13 protein-coding genes and 1 tRNA gene are annotated in these 12,381 nt (G+C 67.9%); 8 read left to right on the top strand and 6 right to left on the bottom strand.

Annotated features, from left to right (window positions below; genetic code table 11):
• The first annotated feature begins 7 nt into the window (after nucleotides 1–7).
• Nucleotides 8–628, top strand: a complete 621-nt coding sequence (locus OXQ95_RS08420) for a LysE family translocator (RefSeq protein WP_267381165.1) — start codon at nucleotides 8–10, stop codon at nucleotides 626–628.
• Between the two features lie 272 nt (nucleotides 629–900).
• Here OXQ95_RS08420 and gorA read toward each other — a convergent pair whose 3' ends face one another.
• From gorA to pgi, 4 genes are read right to left on the bottom strand one after another with little or no spacing between them, the layout of a single operon-like run.
• Nucleotides 901–2,250, bottom strand: a complete 1,350-nt coding sequence (gene gorA, locus OXQ95_RS08415; protein ID WP_267381164.1) for a glutathione-disulfide reductase — start codon at nucleotides 2,248–2,250, stop codon at nucleotides 901–903.
• A gap of 4 nt (nucleotides 2,251–2,254) precedes the next feature.
• Entirely contained in the window at nucleotides 2,255–2,671 is a 417-nt protein-coding gene (locus OXQ95_RS08410) for a PIN domain nuclease (RefSeq protein ID WP_267381163.1), read from the bottom strand.
• Complete coding sequence (locus OXQ95_RS08405; RefSeq protein ID WP_242097220.1) at nucleotides 2,662–2,874, bottom strand: type II toxin-antitoxin system VapB family antitoxin; 213 nt, start codon at nucleotides 2,872–2,874, stop codon at nucleotides 2,662–2,664. Before OXQ95_RS08405 ends, OXQ95_RS08410 begins: the two co-directional genes overlap by 10 nt.
• Nucleotides 2,875–2,918: 44 nt before the next feature.
• Entirely contained in the window at nucleotides 2,919–4,412 is a 1,494-nt protein-coding gene (gene pgi / locus OXQ95_RS08400; protein WP_267381162.1) for a glucose-6-phosphate isomerase, read from the bottom strand.
• Nucleotides 4,413–4,538: 126 nt separating this feature from the next.
• Here pgi and lepB point away from each other — a divergent pair, with 126 nt between their 5' ends.
• The 6 genes from lepB (at nucleotide 4,539) to OXQ95_RS08370 (ending at nucleotide 8,634) form a co-directional block, all read left to right on the top strand.
• Nucleotides 4,539–5,366, top strand: a complete 828-nt coding sequence (gene lepB / locus OXQ95_RS08395; RefSeq protein WP_267381161.1) for a signal peptidase I — start codon at nucleotides 4,539–4,541, stop codon at nucleotides 5,364–5,366.
• Complete coding sequence (gene rnc, locus OXQ95_RS08390) at nucleotides 5,315–6,025, top strand: ribonuclease III (RefSeq protein WP_267381160.1); 711 nt, start codon at nucleotides 5,315–5,317, stop codon at nucleotides 6,023–6,025. Before lepB ends, rnc begins: the two co-directional genes overlap by 52 nt.
• Before the next feature lie 56 nt (nucleotides 6,026–6,081).
• Nucleotides 6,082–6,981 carry a GTPase Era gene (era, locus tag OXQ95_RS08385; RefSeq protein ID WP_242097224.1) on the top strand — a complete coding sequence of 300 codons (900 nt, stop codon included), beginning with the start codon at nucleotides 6,082–6,084 and terminating at the stop codon, nucleotides 6,979–6,981.
• Between the two features lie 142 nt (nucleotides 6,982–7,123).
• Nucleotides 7,124–7,852 carry a 4-hydroxy-tetrahydrodipicolinate reductase gene (dapB, locus tag OXQ95_RS08380; protein ID WP_242097225.1) on the top strand — a complete coding sequence of 243 codons (729 nt, stop codon included), beginning with the start codon at nucleotides 7,124–7,126 and terminating at the stop codon, nucleotides 7,850–7,852.
• Complete coding sequence (gene nth / locus OXQ95_RS08375) at nucleotides 7,849–8,499, top strand: endonuclease III (protein ID WP_267381159.1); 651 nt, start codon at nucleotides 7,849–7,851, stop codon at nucleotides 8,497–8,499. Before dapB ends, nth begins: the two co-directional genes overlap by 4 nt.
• A gap of 58 nt (nucleotides 8,500–8,557) precedes the next feature.
• A tRNA-Arg gene (locus OXQ95_RS08370) sits at nucleotides 8,558–8,634 on the top strand.
• Nucleotides 8,635–8,776: 142 nt separating this feature from the next.
• Here the strand turns inward: OXQ95_RS08370 and OXQ95_RS08365 are convergent.
• Nucleotides 8,777–8,908 carry a hypothetical protein gene (locus OXQ95_RS08365; protein WP_267381158.1) on the bottom strand — a complete coding sequence of 44 codons (132 nt, stop codon included), beginning with the start codon at nucleotides 8,906–8,908 and terminating at the stop codon, nucleotides 8,777–8,779.
• 153 nt (nucleotides 8,909–9,061) lie between these two features.
• Between OXQ95_RS08365 and OXQ95_RS08360 the strand changes: the two genes are divergently transcribed.
• Nucleotides 9,062–9,766 carry an LssY C-terminal domain-containing protein gene (locus OXQ95_RS08360; RefSeq protein ID WP_242097227.1) on the top strand — a complete coding sequence of 235 codons (705 nt, stop codon included), beginning with the start codon at nucleotides 9,062–9,064 and terminating at the stop codon, nucleotides 9,764–9,766.
• A 150-nt stretch (nucleotides 9,767–9,916) separates the two neighbouring features.
• On the opposite strand, the gene OXQ95_RS08355 is transcribed toward OXQ95_RS08360, so the two are convergent.
• Nucleotides 9,917–12,175: a transferrin receptor-like dimerization domain-containing protein gene (locus OXQ95_RS08355; RefSeq protein ID WP_267381157.1), complete on the bottom strand. Its 2,259-nt coding sequence runs from the start codon at nucleotides 12,173–12,175 to the stop codon at nucleotides 9,917–9,919.
• Between the last annotated feature and the right edge of the window lie 206 nt (nucleotides 12,176–12,381).

The raw sequence follows: 12,381 nt of genomic DNA, 5'->3' as shown, positions 1-12,381 counted from the left end.
CCTCCGAATGGACCTGCACCTTTGGCTGACCTTTGCCGCTGCATCCTTCGTGATGGGCATCCTTCCCGGTCCTGGCGTGGCGAGCATCATTGGTTTCGCATTCAGCTCTGGCCGGAGGACGGCACTCGCCTCCGTCGCTGGAATGGCGGTCGGAAACGCGGTCGCAATATCGGTTTCGCTCGCAGGAGCCGGGGCCATTCTCGGCTCGTCGGCGCTGGCCTTTACGATCCTGAAATGGCTCGGCGCGATCTACCTCGTCGCGATCGGCCTGATTGCGATCATCAGGAGCAACGGTGGCCAGGAGGGATGGACGGCTACCCGTCCGATCAGCCCCCGCGCAGCGTTCATGACAAATGTCGCGGTTGGCACCTTCCACCCCAAGACGATCCTGTTCTTTGTCGCCTTCGCTTCGCAGTTCATTCGTACGGATGAGGCTTATCTTCCACAGGCTGGAATCCTCGTCGTCACCTTCACCGTCATCGCGGCGATGACAGACACGCTATACGCGCTGACCGCCTCCACCGCGTCCGGACTGATCGGTCGCCCCGGTGTGAGGAAATGGACCCAGCGTGCTGGCGGGGGAGCGGTCATGACTGCAGGCGTCGCAATGGCGGCGATGAGACGCTGACCGCGAGGATTGAAGCATCCGAAGCAACTTCCCGGTTAGGAACCCATAGCGAGACCGTCGCCCAACCAATCGGGGCCGAGACCCGTCCAGAGCACCCCTTTCCCGAAATTTGTTCCCGGTTGCTTTTTCCCGAAAGGCTCTGTCGGAGACGGAGAAACGGGAACGTCGGCGCTTAATCAATAGCCGTCATCGAGAGCGCGGATCGCCAGCCGGAACATCCGGCTTTGGGCGATAGCGGCGATCCTTCAAACGTCACGCCACTCGCCCCCAAATCACCGCATCAGCACCAGCTCCTCCGCCATCGTCGGGTGCAGCGCCACGGTGGAATCGAAATCGGCCTTGGTGAGCCCGGCCTTCACCGCCACCGCGGCCACCTGCATCATCTCGGGCACGTCGGGGCCGATCATGTGGATGCCGACGATCCGGTCGGTGTCGCCGTCGCACACCACCTTGTAGAGCGCGCGCTCCTGCCGGTCGGCGAGCACGTTCTTCATCGGGCGGAAATCGGCGGTGTAGACCTTGACCGAGCCGAGCTTCTCCTTCGCCTGCGCCTCGGTCAGCCCGCAGCCCGCCATCGGCGGATGGCTGAACACCGCGGAGGGCACATGGTCGTAATCCACCCGCGTCGGCTTGTTGCCGTAGAGCGTGTCGGCGAACGCCTGGCCCTCGCGGATCGCGATCGGGGTCAGCTGGATCCGGTCGGTCACGTCGCCCACCGCATAGATGCTGGGGCAGGTCGAGCGGTTGTCGGCATCCACCTTCACCGCGCCGCGCTCGTCCAGTTCGACGCCCGCGGTCTCGAGCCCCAGCCCGGTGGTGTTGGGCACGCGGCCGGTGGCGAACATCACCATGTCGACCGTCACCGGCTCATGGCCGCTCATGCTGACCGTCAGGCAGCCGTCGGCTTGTTTCTCGATCCCCTCGAAATTGGCGTCGAAGCGGAATTCGAGGCCCTTCATCAGCGAGATCTGGAGCAGCCGGTCGCGGATGCTGAGATCATAGCCGCGCAGGATGTCCTTGGTGCGGTTCATCAGGATGACGTGCGCGCCGAACTGGTGGAAGATGCCGGCGAACTCGTTGGCGATATAGCCCGCGCCCGCGATCAGCACGCGCTTGGGAATGGCGTCGAGATGGAATGCCTCGTTCGAGGTGATGCCGTGCTCGTGGCCCGAGCATTTCGGGACGGCGGGGTGCGCGCCCACCGCGAGCAGGATGGTGGTCGCGGTTACGGTCCGCCCGTCGCTCAGCCGAATGCTGTTCGGGCCGGTGATCTCGGCGCGGGTGTGGAGGATCTCCACGCCGTGCGTCTCCAGCGTCTTGGTATAGGCGCCGTTGATCCGGTCGACCTCTTCCATCACATTGTCGCGCAGCGTCGTCCAACTGAAGTCGCACTGGTCGGGCACGTTCCAGCCGAAGCGCTTGGCGTCCTTCAGGTCCTCGGCGAAATGCGCGCCATAGACGAGCAGCTTCTTGGGCACGCAGCCGCGGATGACGCAGGTGCCGCCGACGCGATATTCCTCGGCCACCGCCACCTTCGCGCCGTGCGCCGCGGCGACGCGCGCCGCGCGGGTGCCGCCGGAGCCCGCGCCGATGACGAAGAGGTCGTAGTCGTGATCGGGCATCAATTCACTCCGGAAGCAGGTTCATCGCGGAAAAGAGCCCGAGATGTTCGACGAAGGGATCGAAATCCCGATCGCTGTAGAGGAGGGGTAAACCGTCCAGGATGCAGCGGGTTGCGATCAGCGTGTCGATCGTCTTGCGGATCGTGATGCCGCGCGACCGCAGATCGCGGTAATGGTGCGCGGCCTGCCGGGCAACGGCGAGATCGGAAATGACGATCAGCGTCATGTGCCGGAACAGCAGCAGGGCTTCGGACACCTGACGCGCGTGCCGCGCGCCTTGCAGCACCTCCATCAGGATCAGATCGCCGATCGCCAGCGCCTGGCCGGCGTCGAGACACCGCGTCAGCGCGTCGGTCTGCAACGTCGGGCGATCGAGCAGCAGGTCGATCCAGACGCTGGAGTCGACGAGGATCAGCCCCATTCGGGGCGCCGCTTGTCGGTGCGCATCTCATCGAGATCGCCTTCCCAGCCCAGGCCGCGCAACTGCTCGATCGCCTCCCGCTGACGCTTGATCGTCACCATCCAGCGCAATGCCTGTTCGACCGCCTCGCGTTTCGTCTTCGCGCCCGTCGCCTTCATCGCGTCCGCCATCAAGGCGTCGTCGATCTCGATATTGGTCCGCATGTGTACGATCTCCGCAGATCGTACACATAGGGACGGCGCCGGGCTCAGTCCAGACCGGCGCGAGCGATCAGGTCGGTGGTGGAGGGGTCGAATTCGCCGCCGCCCTTTTCCGCCGCCTTGGCCATTTCCTTGCCGAGTTCCACGCCGAACTGGTCGAAGGAATTGATCCCCAGCAGCACGCCGTTCACGAATACGCGGTGCTCGTAGAAGGCGATCAGCGCGCCCAGCGTGTGCGCATCGAGCCGGTCGAGCAGCAGGGTGGAGGACGGCCGGTCGCCCGAATAGCTGCGCGCGGGATCGTCCACCTGCTTGCCCTTCATCAGCGCCGCCCCTTGCGCGAAGGCGTTCAGCAGCAGCAGCCGGTGATGCTCCGCCGGCAGCGTGTCGCCCGCCTCGATCACCGCGAGGAATTCGACGGGCACCAGATGCGTGCCCTGGTGGAGCAACTGGAACACCGCATGCTGCGCATCGGTGCCGACGCCGCCCCAGGTGATCGCCGCGGTCGGGCGGCCGACGGGCTGGCCGTCGATCGTCACGCCCTTGCCGTTCGATTCCATCTCGAGCTGCTGGAGATAGGAGGGCAGCAGCCGCAGCCGCTCGTCATAGGCGAAGGGCGCGCGTGTCTCGGCCTTGCGCACCTGCGTGTAATAAAGGTCGGCGAACGCCGCGATCGCGGGCGCGTTCTCGTGGAGCGCGGACAGGCGGAAATGCCGGTCCATCTCGGCCGCGCCCTCCAGCAGCTCCTCGAACACGTCCCAGCCGAGCGCGAGCGCGGCGGGGAAGCCGATCGACGACCAGAGCGAATAGCGCCCGCCGACGCTTTCCGAGAACGGCACGATCCGCGTTTCGTCCACGCCCCATTCCATCGCCTTGTCGGGCGAGGCGGTGACCGCGATCACGCGGCCATAGGGATCCTCGACGCCGCCGCCGGTCATCCAGTCGATCACCGATTTGGCGTTGAGCATCGTCTCGGTCGTCGTGAAGGTCTTGGACGCAACGATCAGCAACGTGGTCTGCGGATCGAATTTCTCGAACACGTCGTCCAGCGCCATGCCGTCCACGTTCGAGACGATTGCGGTCTCGTAGCGATCGTGATCGCGCCCGAGCGCATCGACGAGCAGGTGCGGCCCCAGCGCCGATCCGCCGATCCCGACATGAAGGATGGAGCGCACCGGCCCCAGCGCATCCGCCTCGATCGCGTCGATCAGCGTGCGCATCCGCCCGTGATAGGAGGCCGCGCGCGCGACGCTGTCGGGCTTGCCCTCGCCGCGTTCGGCGGTGTGCTCGACGGGCCGCTCCTCGGTCGTGTTGATGATCTCGCCAGCGAACATCGCCTCGCGCTTGCCCGCCAGATCCGCCGACTTGGCGAGATCGGCGAAGGCCGCGATCGCGTCGGGCGTCAGGTGAGTCTTCGACCAGTCGAAATGGATGCCGGCCACGTCGAGCGACAGCTTGGCAAGGCGATCCGGATCGCCGTCGAACAGCGCCTCCAGGCGGGTGGCGGGCAGGGCTTCGATCTTCGACCAGTCGAGGGACATGAGAGGCTCCGTGTCGTGAGAAGCCCAGCTAGGCCGGGCGGTGTGCGCCGTCAAAACGCATCTTGCGGGGCAATGGGTTCCGTGGCGCTTCTTGACGCGATTGCACGCGCCCCGCATGCCGCATGCATGGCCACGCGCACCCGTTCCGAAACCGGCGACACGCTGCTCTTCCTGGCAAAGCTGGCGCTGTTCGTGCTGATCTTCCGCAGTTTTCTGATCGCACCCTACAGCATCCCGTCCGAATCGATGCTGCCGCGGCTGTATATCGGCGACTATCTGTTCGTCTCGAAATGGAATTACGGCTATTCGCGCTGGTCGCTACCCTGGGGCCTGCCACCCTTTCCCGGGCGCATTCTCCCGCGCGATCCGGCACGGGGCGACGTCGTCGTCTTCCGCGCGCCGGTCGTCGAGAATCACGACGTCATCAAACGCGTCATCGGGTTGCCGGGCGATACCGTCGAGATGCGGCACGGCACGCTCGTCCTGAACGGAACCGCCATCCCCAAGCGCCGCCTCGCCGATTTCGTCCTGCCGATCACGCCCAATTTCAGCGATCAGCATTGCGCGCCGGCGTTCCGCGCCGTGATCGCGGGGGGGCAGGCGATCTGCCGCTATCCGCGCTACCGCGAGACGCTGCCCGGCGGCGTCAGCTACGACGTGCTCGATCAGGGCGAATTTCCCGATCGCGACGATACCAGCGTCTATACCGTGCCTGCCGGCCACATCTTCGTCATGGGCGACAATCGCGACGACAGCGGCGACAGCCGCTTCCCCGCACCCCCCAATGCCGAGGCGGACGGCCTGCCCGGTTACGGCATGGGGTTCGTGCCGCTCGCCAATGTCGAGGGCAAGGCGCTCGTCACCTTCTTCTCGACCGATGGCAGTGCCAGCTGGATCGCGCCATGGACCTGGGTGAGCGCAGGCCGCTGGCGCCGGATCGGGGCGGGCTTTTGAGCGAGCTGGCGCGGTGGCTGGCGGAGACGTTCGGGGCGGCGCCGGCCGATCCCGCGCCCTATGAGCGGGCGCTGACGCATGGCAGCCAGGCGGCGGCAAATTACGAGCGGCTGGAGTTTCTCGGCGACCGGGTGCTCGGCCTGGTGATGGCCGAATGGCTGTTCGAACTCTACCCCGACGAACCCGAGGGGCAATTGTCGAAGCGACTGAACGCGCTGGTGACCGGCGCGGTCTGCGCCGATGTCGCGCGCGGGCTGGGCGTGCCGGCGCATCTGCGGCTCGGCAAACAGGCGCGCGACGATGGCGCGCTCGACAGCGACAATGTGCTGGGCGACGCGATGGAGGCGCTGATCGGCGCCTGGTATCGCGAACGCGGGCTGGGCGACGCGCGCGCCTTCGTCCGCTCGGCCTGGGGCGATCGCCCGCGGCGCGACGCCAAGGCGCCGCAGCACCCGAAGTCGCAGCTCCAGGAATGGGCCGCCGCCAACAACCGCCGCGCGCCCGAATATCGGATCGTGGAACGCACCGGCCCCGGCCACGCGCCGCGCTTCACCGTGGCGGTCGCGATCGGCAGCCATGCCGAGGCCAGCGCCCAGGGGTCGAGCAAGCAGGAGGCCGAAACCGCGGCGGCGCGCGCGCTGCTGGCGAAGCTCGGCTGACCGACCGCATCCCTTCCCAACTTGTCGAAGCCGCGTTCTTCCGGCATCGCGCTCGCATGACCGAAACCCAACATTGCGGCCTCGTCGCCGTGGTCGGCGCGCCCAATGCCGGCAAGTCGACGCTCGTCAACGCGCTCGTCGGCCAGAAGGTCGCGATCGTCAGCCCCAAGGCGCAGACCACGCGCGCCAAGCTGCTGGGCGTGGCGATCGAGGGCGCGACTCAATTGCTGCTGGTCGACACCCCCGGCATCTTCGCGCCCCAGCGCCGGCTCGACCGCGCGATGGTGGCCGCGGCCTGGAGCGGCACCGAGGGCGCCGACGTGATCGCGCTGGTGGTGGACGGCAAGGGCGGGCTGCCCGAAAAGGTGGTCGCCATCGTGGAATCGCTGAAGGATCGCCCCGAGCCGGTGCATCTGATCCTCAACAAGGTGGATATCGCGGCCAAGCCCAAGCTGCTGCTCCATGCTGAGCGGCTGAACGCGATCCGGCCCTTTGCCGAGACCTGGTTCGTCAGCGCGGAAACGGGCGACGGCGTGCCCGAACTGAAGCGCGCGTTCGCCGCGCTGATGCCGGAGGGCCCCTGGCATTATCCCGAGGATCAGGTCTCCGACGCGACCGAACGCGCGCTGGCGTCCGAAGTGACCCGCGAGCAACTCTATCTCCAGCTTCATGCCGAGCTGCCCTATGCGAGCACGATCGAGACCGAACGCTATGACGAGCGCGAGGACGGTTCGGTCGAGATCCACCAGCAGATCCTCGTCGAACGCCCGACGCAGCGCGCGATCGTGCTCGGCAAGGGCGGCCAGCGGATCAAGGAGATCGGCGCGCGCGCCCGCGCCGAACTGACGACGATCACCGGCCGCCCCGTCCATCTCTATCTCCACGTGAAGGTGAAGCCGGGCTGGGACGAAGACCGCGAGACGTATCGCGACATCGGGCTCGACTGGGTGGATTGAGCGCACGCGCAGGCGGCGGCGCAGGGTAAAATGCCATGTCCACCCTGTTCGCGCGCGCCCGAAACGTGCAAAGGCGCGCTATCATGTCGTCACCCCGTCCCTGCGTTCGTTGCCCTAGTCTCCCGCTTTCCGGAAGCCCCGCATGACCTCCATCGGCATCTATGGCAGCGCAGGCCGGATGGGCCGCGCCATCACGCAATCGATCGACGATCTCGGCGCGACGCTGGCCGGCGGCGTGGATGCGGGCGGTGATGCCGCGGCGCTCGCGCGCCAGGCCGATGTGCTCGTCGACTTCTCCTCGCCGCTGGCGGTGGCGTCGCATCTGGCGGCGGCGCGCGCGGCGGGAACGCCGATCGTGATCGGCACGACGGGCATCGCGCCCAGCGATCATGCCGCGATCGATGCCGCCGCCACCGAGATCGCGGTGCTCCAGACGGGCAACACGTCGCTCGGCGTGACCCTGCTCGGCATGCTGGTGCGCGAGGCGGCCGAGCGGCTCGGCGCGGACTGGGATATCGAGATCCTGGAGATGCACCACCGCCACAAGGTCGATGCGCCGTCGGGCACCGCGTTGCTGCTCGGCGAGGCGGCGGCGGCGGGGCGGGGGATGGCGCTCGGCGAGTTGCGCGTCGACAGCCGCGCGGGGCTGACGGGTGCCCGCTGCGAAGGCACGATCGGCTTCGCGTCGCTGCGCGGCGGCTCGGTCGTCGGCGATCACAGCGTGGTGTTCGCGGGCGAAGGCGAGCGGATCGAACTCAACCACCGCGGCGACGATCGCTCCATCTTCGCGCGCGGCGCGGTGCGCGCGGCGCTGTGGCTCGCGGGCCGCGCACCCGGGCGTTACCGGATGGGGGACGTGCTCGGGCTGTGAAGCGCGCCGACGTCATCACCTTCTACGAACGGCTCGCGGCGAATGACCCGCATCCCGAAACCGAGCTGGCCTATACCAATCCCTACACGCTCGTCGTCGCGGTCGCGCTGTCGGCGCAGGCCACCGACAGCGGCGTGAACAAGGCGACGCGCGCGCTGTTCCGGATCGCCGACACGCCGCAAGCGATGCTGGCGCTAGGGCTCTACGGGCTGAAGGACCATATCCGCACGATCGGGCTGTTCAACACCAAGGCCAAGAACGTCATCGCGCTCTCGCAGATGCTGATCGACGATTTCGGCGGCGCGGTGCCCGACACGCGCGAGGCGCTCGAACGCCTGCCGGGCGTGGGCCGCAAGACCGCCAATGTGGTGATGAACGTGGCGTTCGGTGCGGAGACCTTCGCGGTCGACACCCACATCTTCCGCGTCTGCAATCGCACGGGTCTCGCCCGCGGCAAGACGCCGCTCGCGGTCGAACTGGCGCTCGACAAGGCGACGCCCCAGCCGTTCCGCCTGCATGCGCATCACTGGCTGATCCTGCACGGCCGCTATGTCTGCAAGGCGCGCCGCCCCGAATGCTGGCGCTGCGTCGTGGCGGATCTGTGCCCCTACAGACCCAAGACCCCGCCCCCGCCGCCGGCGCGCTGACGCCGCCCCACCGAAAACGGCTGGCGCGGCCCGATCCGCTTTGCTAGGCGGGCGACAGGCACCCGTAGCTCAGCTGGATAGAGCGCTGCCCTCCGAAGGCAGAGGCCACTGGTTCGAATCCAGTCGGGTGCACCAGACAACCTATTGTTTTATGAGGACTTCCGGCGGCATTTCCTGCCGGAAAGATCCGAATCGTCTTTGAAACCGCTCCTAGTCACAATCCTGGCACAGGAGCCGGTATGGCAACGATAACGAAGCGGACGAGCGGGTGGTCCGTTCAGGTGCGCCGCAAGGGCTTTGCGCCCGAGTACAAGACGTTGCCGGCTAAAGAAGCTGCGGAACGATGGGCATGCGAACGGCTCAGGATCGCGGTCGCGAGCAGGCCATGCCGGTAGAAGCGCTTGAGCACGATGCCTCCAGGGTCGAGCGGGACGATCCGCCGGGATTAGCGGTTCCGCGCCGTTCTGGCGACGGCTGCGCGACGGACCGTCATCCCCGATCGGACGCCACGCTTGCCATGCCATGCTTGACCATCCGCCCTCCTGAGGTGAACGGAGGCGCCATGAAGATCACGCTTCGTCCATGGCATTATTTCGTCCTCGCGCTGGGGGCGGTGCTGGCGCTGCTGCTGTTGTGGTTCGGTCTCGCTTATGGTGGCCTGCCGCGCCTGTGGAGCCATCACGAGCATAAGCGGATCGGGCGGCGCGACGCGATCATCTCCTACACCGCGCAGGATATTCCCGCCGATCCGGTCAACCTGCGGCTGATCGGCGATGCGGCGACGATCCGGTGCGTGTTCGCGCGGGCGGGCTGGGCGCAGGCGGATGCGGTGTCCGCCCGCTCGGCGATCCGGATCGCGGCGAGCGTGGTGTTGGGGCGGCCCTATCCGCAGGCGCCCGTCAGCCCGCTCTACGTGCACGACCGCGTGCAGGACATGGCCTTCCAGATCGACCAGGGCGCGAGCGCGGACCGGCGCCATCATGTGCGGCTGTGGCAGGTGGGCCCGAACGACTGGCTCGCGGCGGCCACCTTCGACCGCGGCGTCGGGCTCAGCCTCTTCACGCTGCAGATCACCCATTATATCGGCCCCGACGTGGATGCCGATCGCGCGATGGTCGGCCATCTGCTCGCGGCTGGGGGCGCGCGGCCGATCGGTGGCCAGCCCTCGCGCGTCGCACCCGGCCGGTGGCACCGCAACGGCGGCGGCAACCGCTATCGCACCGACGGCATGATCGCGGCCTATGCCCTGCCGTCGTCCTGTCCGTAGCGGGACGGGGGGAGGGGGCGCGTCACAGTGCGATGACTTTACTTGCCGCCGTTCGCCCTGAGCCTGTCGAAGGGCCTGTGCCGCATGCGAAGGCTCGGCTGCGGAGCATGTGGTTCGACGGGCTCAGCACGAACGGGTCGCAGTAACGCGCTACCGCGTCTTCGCCAGCGCCGCCGCCGCGTCGAGCCGGTCGGCATAGGCGTTCAGCACGGCGGCGGTGCGCGCGACATAGGTGGTGGCGTCGGCGAAGCGGCGCTGCTCGATCGCCTCGCGCACGCCGGGCAGCGTCTTGGCGCCATAGCCGGTGAGCGTGCCGGGGGCATAGATCAGATTGCGGAACCAGGGCCGCCCGGGCAGGCCGGCACGGTCGATCAGCAACTGGTCGATGTCGCGCAGCAGCGCGAGCATGCGCGCCTGAGTCGCTACGGGCAGCGTCGCCAGCCGGTCGACCGCCGCATCCGCCGCATGCGCCGAGCGGACCAGCCGGTCGGCGGCGTCGTCCAGCGCCAGCATGTCGATCTGCGGCGTGATGCCCTTGTCCGCCGGCGCGACCGTGGGATCGTCGGGGCTGGAGGCCAGCCGGAACGCGCCGTCGCGGGTGAGATCGCGCAGCGTCCGGTCCTTCTCGCGCTGGCCGGCGGCGAGCGTCTTCACCTCGCCGACATAGCGGGCGACGGTGGTCGCGAAATCGCCATAGCGCGCCGGCACGCGCGGCCCGTCCGCCGCGCGCAGCACCAGCCGCCCGACCATCTTCGACAGCACCGCGCCATAGACGAGGCCGGGATCGTCGAACTTCGTCACATGATAGAAGCTGTCATAGACCGAATGATAGGATCCGCCGCCGCCGCCCTCGCCGCCGAAGCCGAGGTCGATCGCGGGGATGCCCAGATGCTGGAGAAAGGCGGAATAGTCGGAGCCCGAACCGAGTGCACCGATCGGCATGTCGCCGCCGGCCTTCGCCGCGTCGAGCGCCAGCGCCTCGCCCTCGCGCCGCGTTGATCCCGCATAGGCGCCGGCGCGGACATTGGCGCGCAGCCGGTCAAGCACGCTGACCGAGGTCTGCGGATCGATCACGTCGCGCGCCGCCCCGTTGACGAAATGCTGGAGGCTGTGGCTGCCCTCGGCGCCGAGAAAGCCGCGGCCGTTGCCGTCGGTGTTGATATACACCACCGCCTTGGCGGCGAGCTCGTCGGCATGTGCCTCGACCCATTCGGTCGAGCCGATCAATCCAGGCTCTTCGCCGTCCCAGCTCGCATAGACGATCGTCCGGTCGGGCCGCCACCCGGTCTGCGCGAGCGCGCCGAGCGCCTTGGCCTCGCTCATCAGCGCCACCTGGCCGGTCAGCGGGTCGCTCGCGCCGAACACCCAGCCGTCGTGATGATTGCCGCGCACCACCCATTCGTCGGGGCGGGTCCGGCCGGGCATCACCGCGATCACGTCGTAGACCGGCTTCAGCGACCAGTCGGACTTGACCGCCAGATGCACCTTCACCGCATCGGTGCCACCCCAATGATAGGCGAGACCCAGGCCGCCGCGCGCGCGGCCGGCGATCATCGGCCCCTCCAGCCGCGCCATGATCCGGGCGGCGTCGCCATAGGAGATGGGCAGCGCGGGGATCTTCAGGATCGTCGGCGCGGTCGCACGCGTCAGCCGTTTGGCGCCTGCGGTCGCGCCGATGCCCGGCGTCAGCGGGTCGCCCGGATATTGCGTCATGTCCTGCACCGAACCGCGCTGGACGCCCGTGGACGGCCGGCCGCCGCCGCGCGGATAGGGATCGCGCTCGCCATAGCCGTCGTCGGCCGGATCCGAATAGATGAGGCAGCCCGCCGCGCCATGTTCCTGCGCCAGCTTGGGCTTCAGCCCGCGCCAGCCGCCGCCATAGCGTGCGAGGACGATTCTGCCCTTCACGCTGATCCCGCGCGCGGCGAGCGCCTCGTAATCCTCGGGCATGCCATAGTTGACGTACACGACGGGCGCGGTGACGTCGCCATCGCCCTGATAGGCGACATAGGGGGGCAGCGCGCCCTGGAGATTGGCGGAGCTGGGGTCTTCGGGCACCGCGGGTTCCTGGCCGCCGAGCGCCACCCGCTCGGGCGCGACCAGCTCGAGCGTCGTCGCGATCGGCGTGGGATAGAGGACCTGGAACGTCTCGATATGCGCGTCCCAGCCCCATTGCTTGAACAGCGCGAGCTGCATCTCGGCATTGGCGCGATCATGCGGACTGCCGACATGGTTCGGCGCCGAACTCATGTCCTTCAGCCAGCCGAGCTGGTCGGCGCTGCTGATCCGCGCGTCGAAGGCCTGTTCGATCGCCTTGGCGTCGGACGGCGCCGCGGGCGTCTGTGCGGCGTTCGGGGCCGAGAGGCCGAGCAAGGCGCCGGCCGCCAGCAGGCGTGCGGTTAAGGTCATGATGGTCCCCCGTTTGTGCGCATCGCGCCTGGCGCCATGGTAGCGGCAGAATCACCGCCGTCGAGATGGCGAACCATCAAATGAAAAAGCCGGTCAGGGTGCCGGGCGAAACCGGGACTTGCGCGTTGGGGCTCAAACCCATTTCCTTCCGCCGGGGCGTCGCGGGTTTTCCTTAATCCCTTTGCGGATCAAGGCGCTGGCCCCTG

Origin of the sequence: Sphingomonas sp. GC_Shp_6 (assembly GCF_026540835.1) — a bacterium.
In the GTDB taxonomy this organism is placed as follows: domain Bacteria; phylum Pseudomonadota; class Alphaproteobacteria; order Sphingomonadales; family Sphingomonadaceae; genus Sphingomonas.
Note: the sequence above shows the minus strand (reverse complement) of the source record. Positions and strands in the feature narration are given on the sequence as shown.

What these genes read in the sequence shown, in the direction of transcription:
- OXQ95_RS08360 (WP_242097227.1), top strand. Translation starts at nt 9,062, where the DNA reads ATGAAGATCACGCTTCGTCCATGGCATTATTTCGTCCTCGCGCTGGGG.
- OXQ95_RS08355 (WP_267381157.1), bottom strand. Translation starts at nt 12,175, where the DNA reads ATGACCTTAACCGCACGCCTGCTGGCGGCCGGCGCCTTGCTCGGCCTC.
- rnc (WP_267381160.1), top strand. Translation starts at nt 5,315, where the DNA reads ATGGACCTGGGTGAGCGCAGGCCGCTGGCGCCGGATCGGGGCGGGCTT.
- dapB (WP_242097225.1), top strand. Translation starts at nt 7,124, where the DNA reads ATGACCTCCATCGGCATCTATGGCAGCGCAGGCCGGATGGGCCGCGCC.
- OXQ95_RS08405 (WP_242097220.1), bottom strand. Translation starts at nt 2,874, where the DNA reads ATGCGGACCAATATCGAGATCGACGACGCCTTGATGGCGGACGCGATG.
- OXQ95_RS08410 (WP_267381163.1), bottom strand. Translation starts at nt 2,671, where the DNA reads ATGGGGCTGATCCTCGTCGACTCCAGCGTCTGGATCGACCTGCTGCTC.
- pgi (WP_267381162.1), bottom strand. Translation starts at nt 4,412, where the DNA reads ATGTCCCTCGACTGGTCGAAGATCGAAGCCCTGCCCGCCACCCGCCTG.
- era (WP_242097224.1), top strand. Translation starts at nt 6,082, where the DNA reads ATGACCGAAACCCAACATTGCGGCCTCGTCGCCGTGGTCGGCGCGCCC.
- gorA (WP_267381164.1), bottom strand. Translation starts at nt 2,250, where the DNA reads ATGCCCGATCACGACTACGACCTCTTCGTCATCGGCGCGGGCTCCGGC.
- lepB (WP_267381161.1), top strand. Translation starts at nt 4,539, where the DNA reads ATGGCCACGCGCACCCGTTCCGAAACCGGCGACACGCTGCTCTTCCTG.
- OXQ95_RS08420 (WP_267381165.1), top strand. Translation starts at nt 8, where the DNA reads ATGGACCTGCACCTTTGGCTGACCTTTGCCGCTGCATCCTTCGTGATG.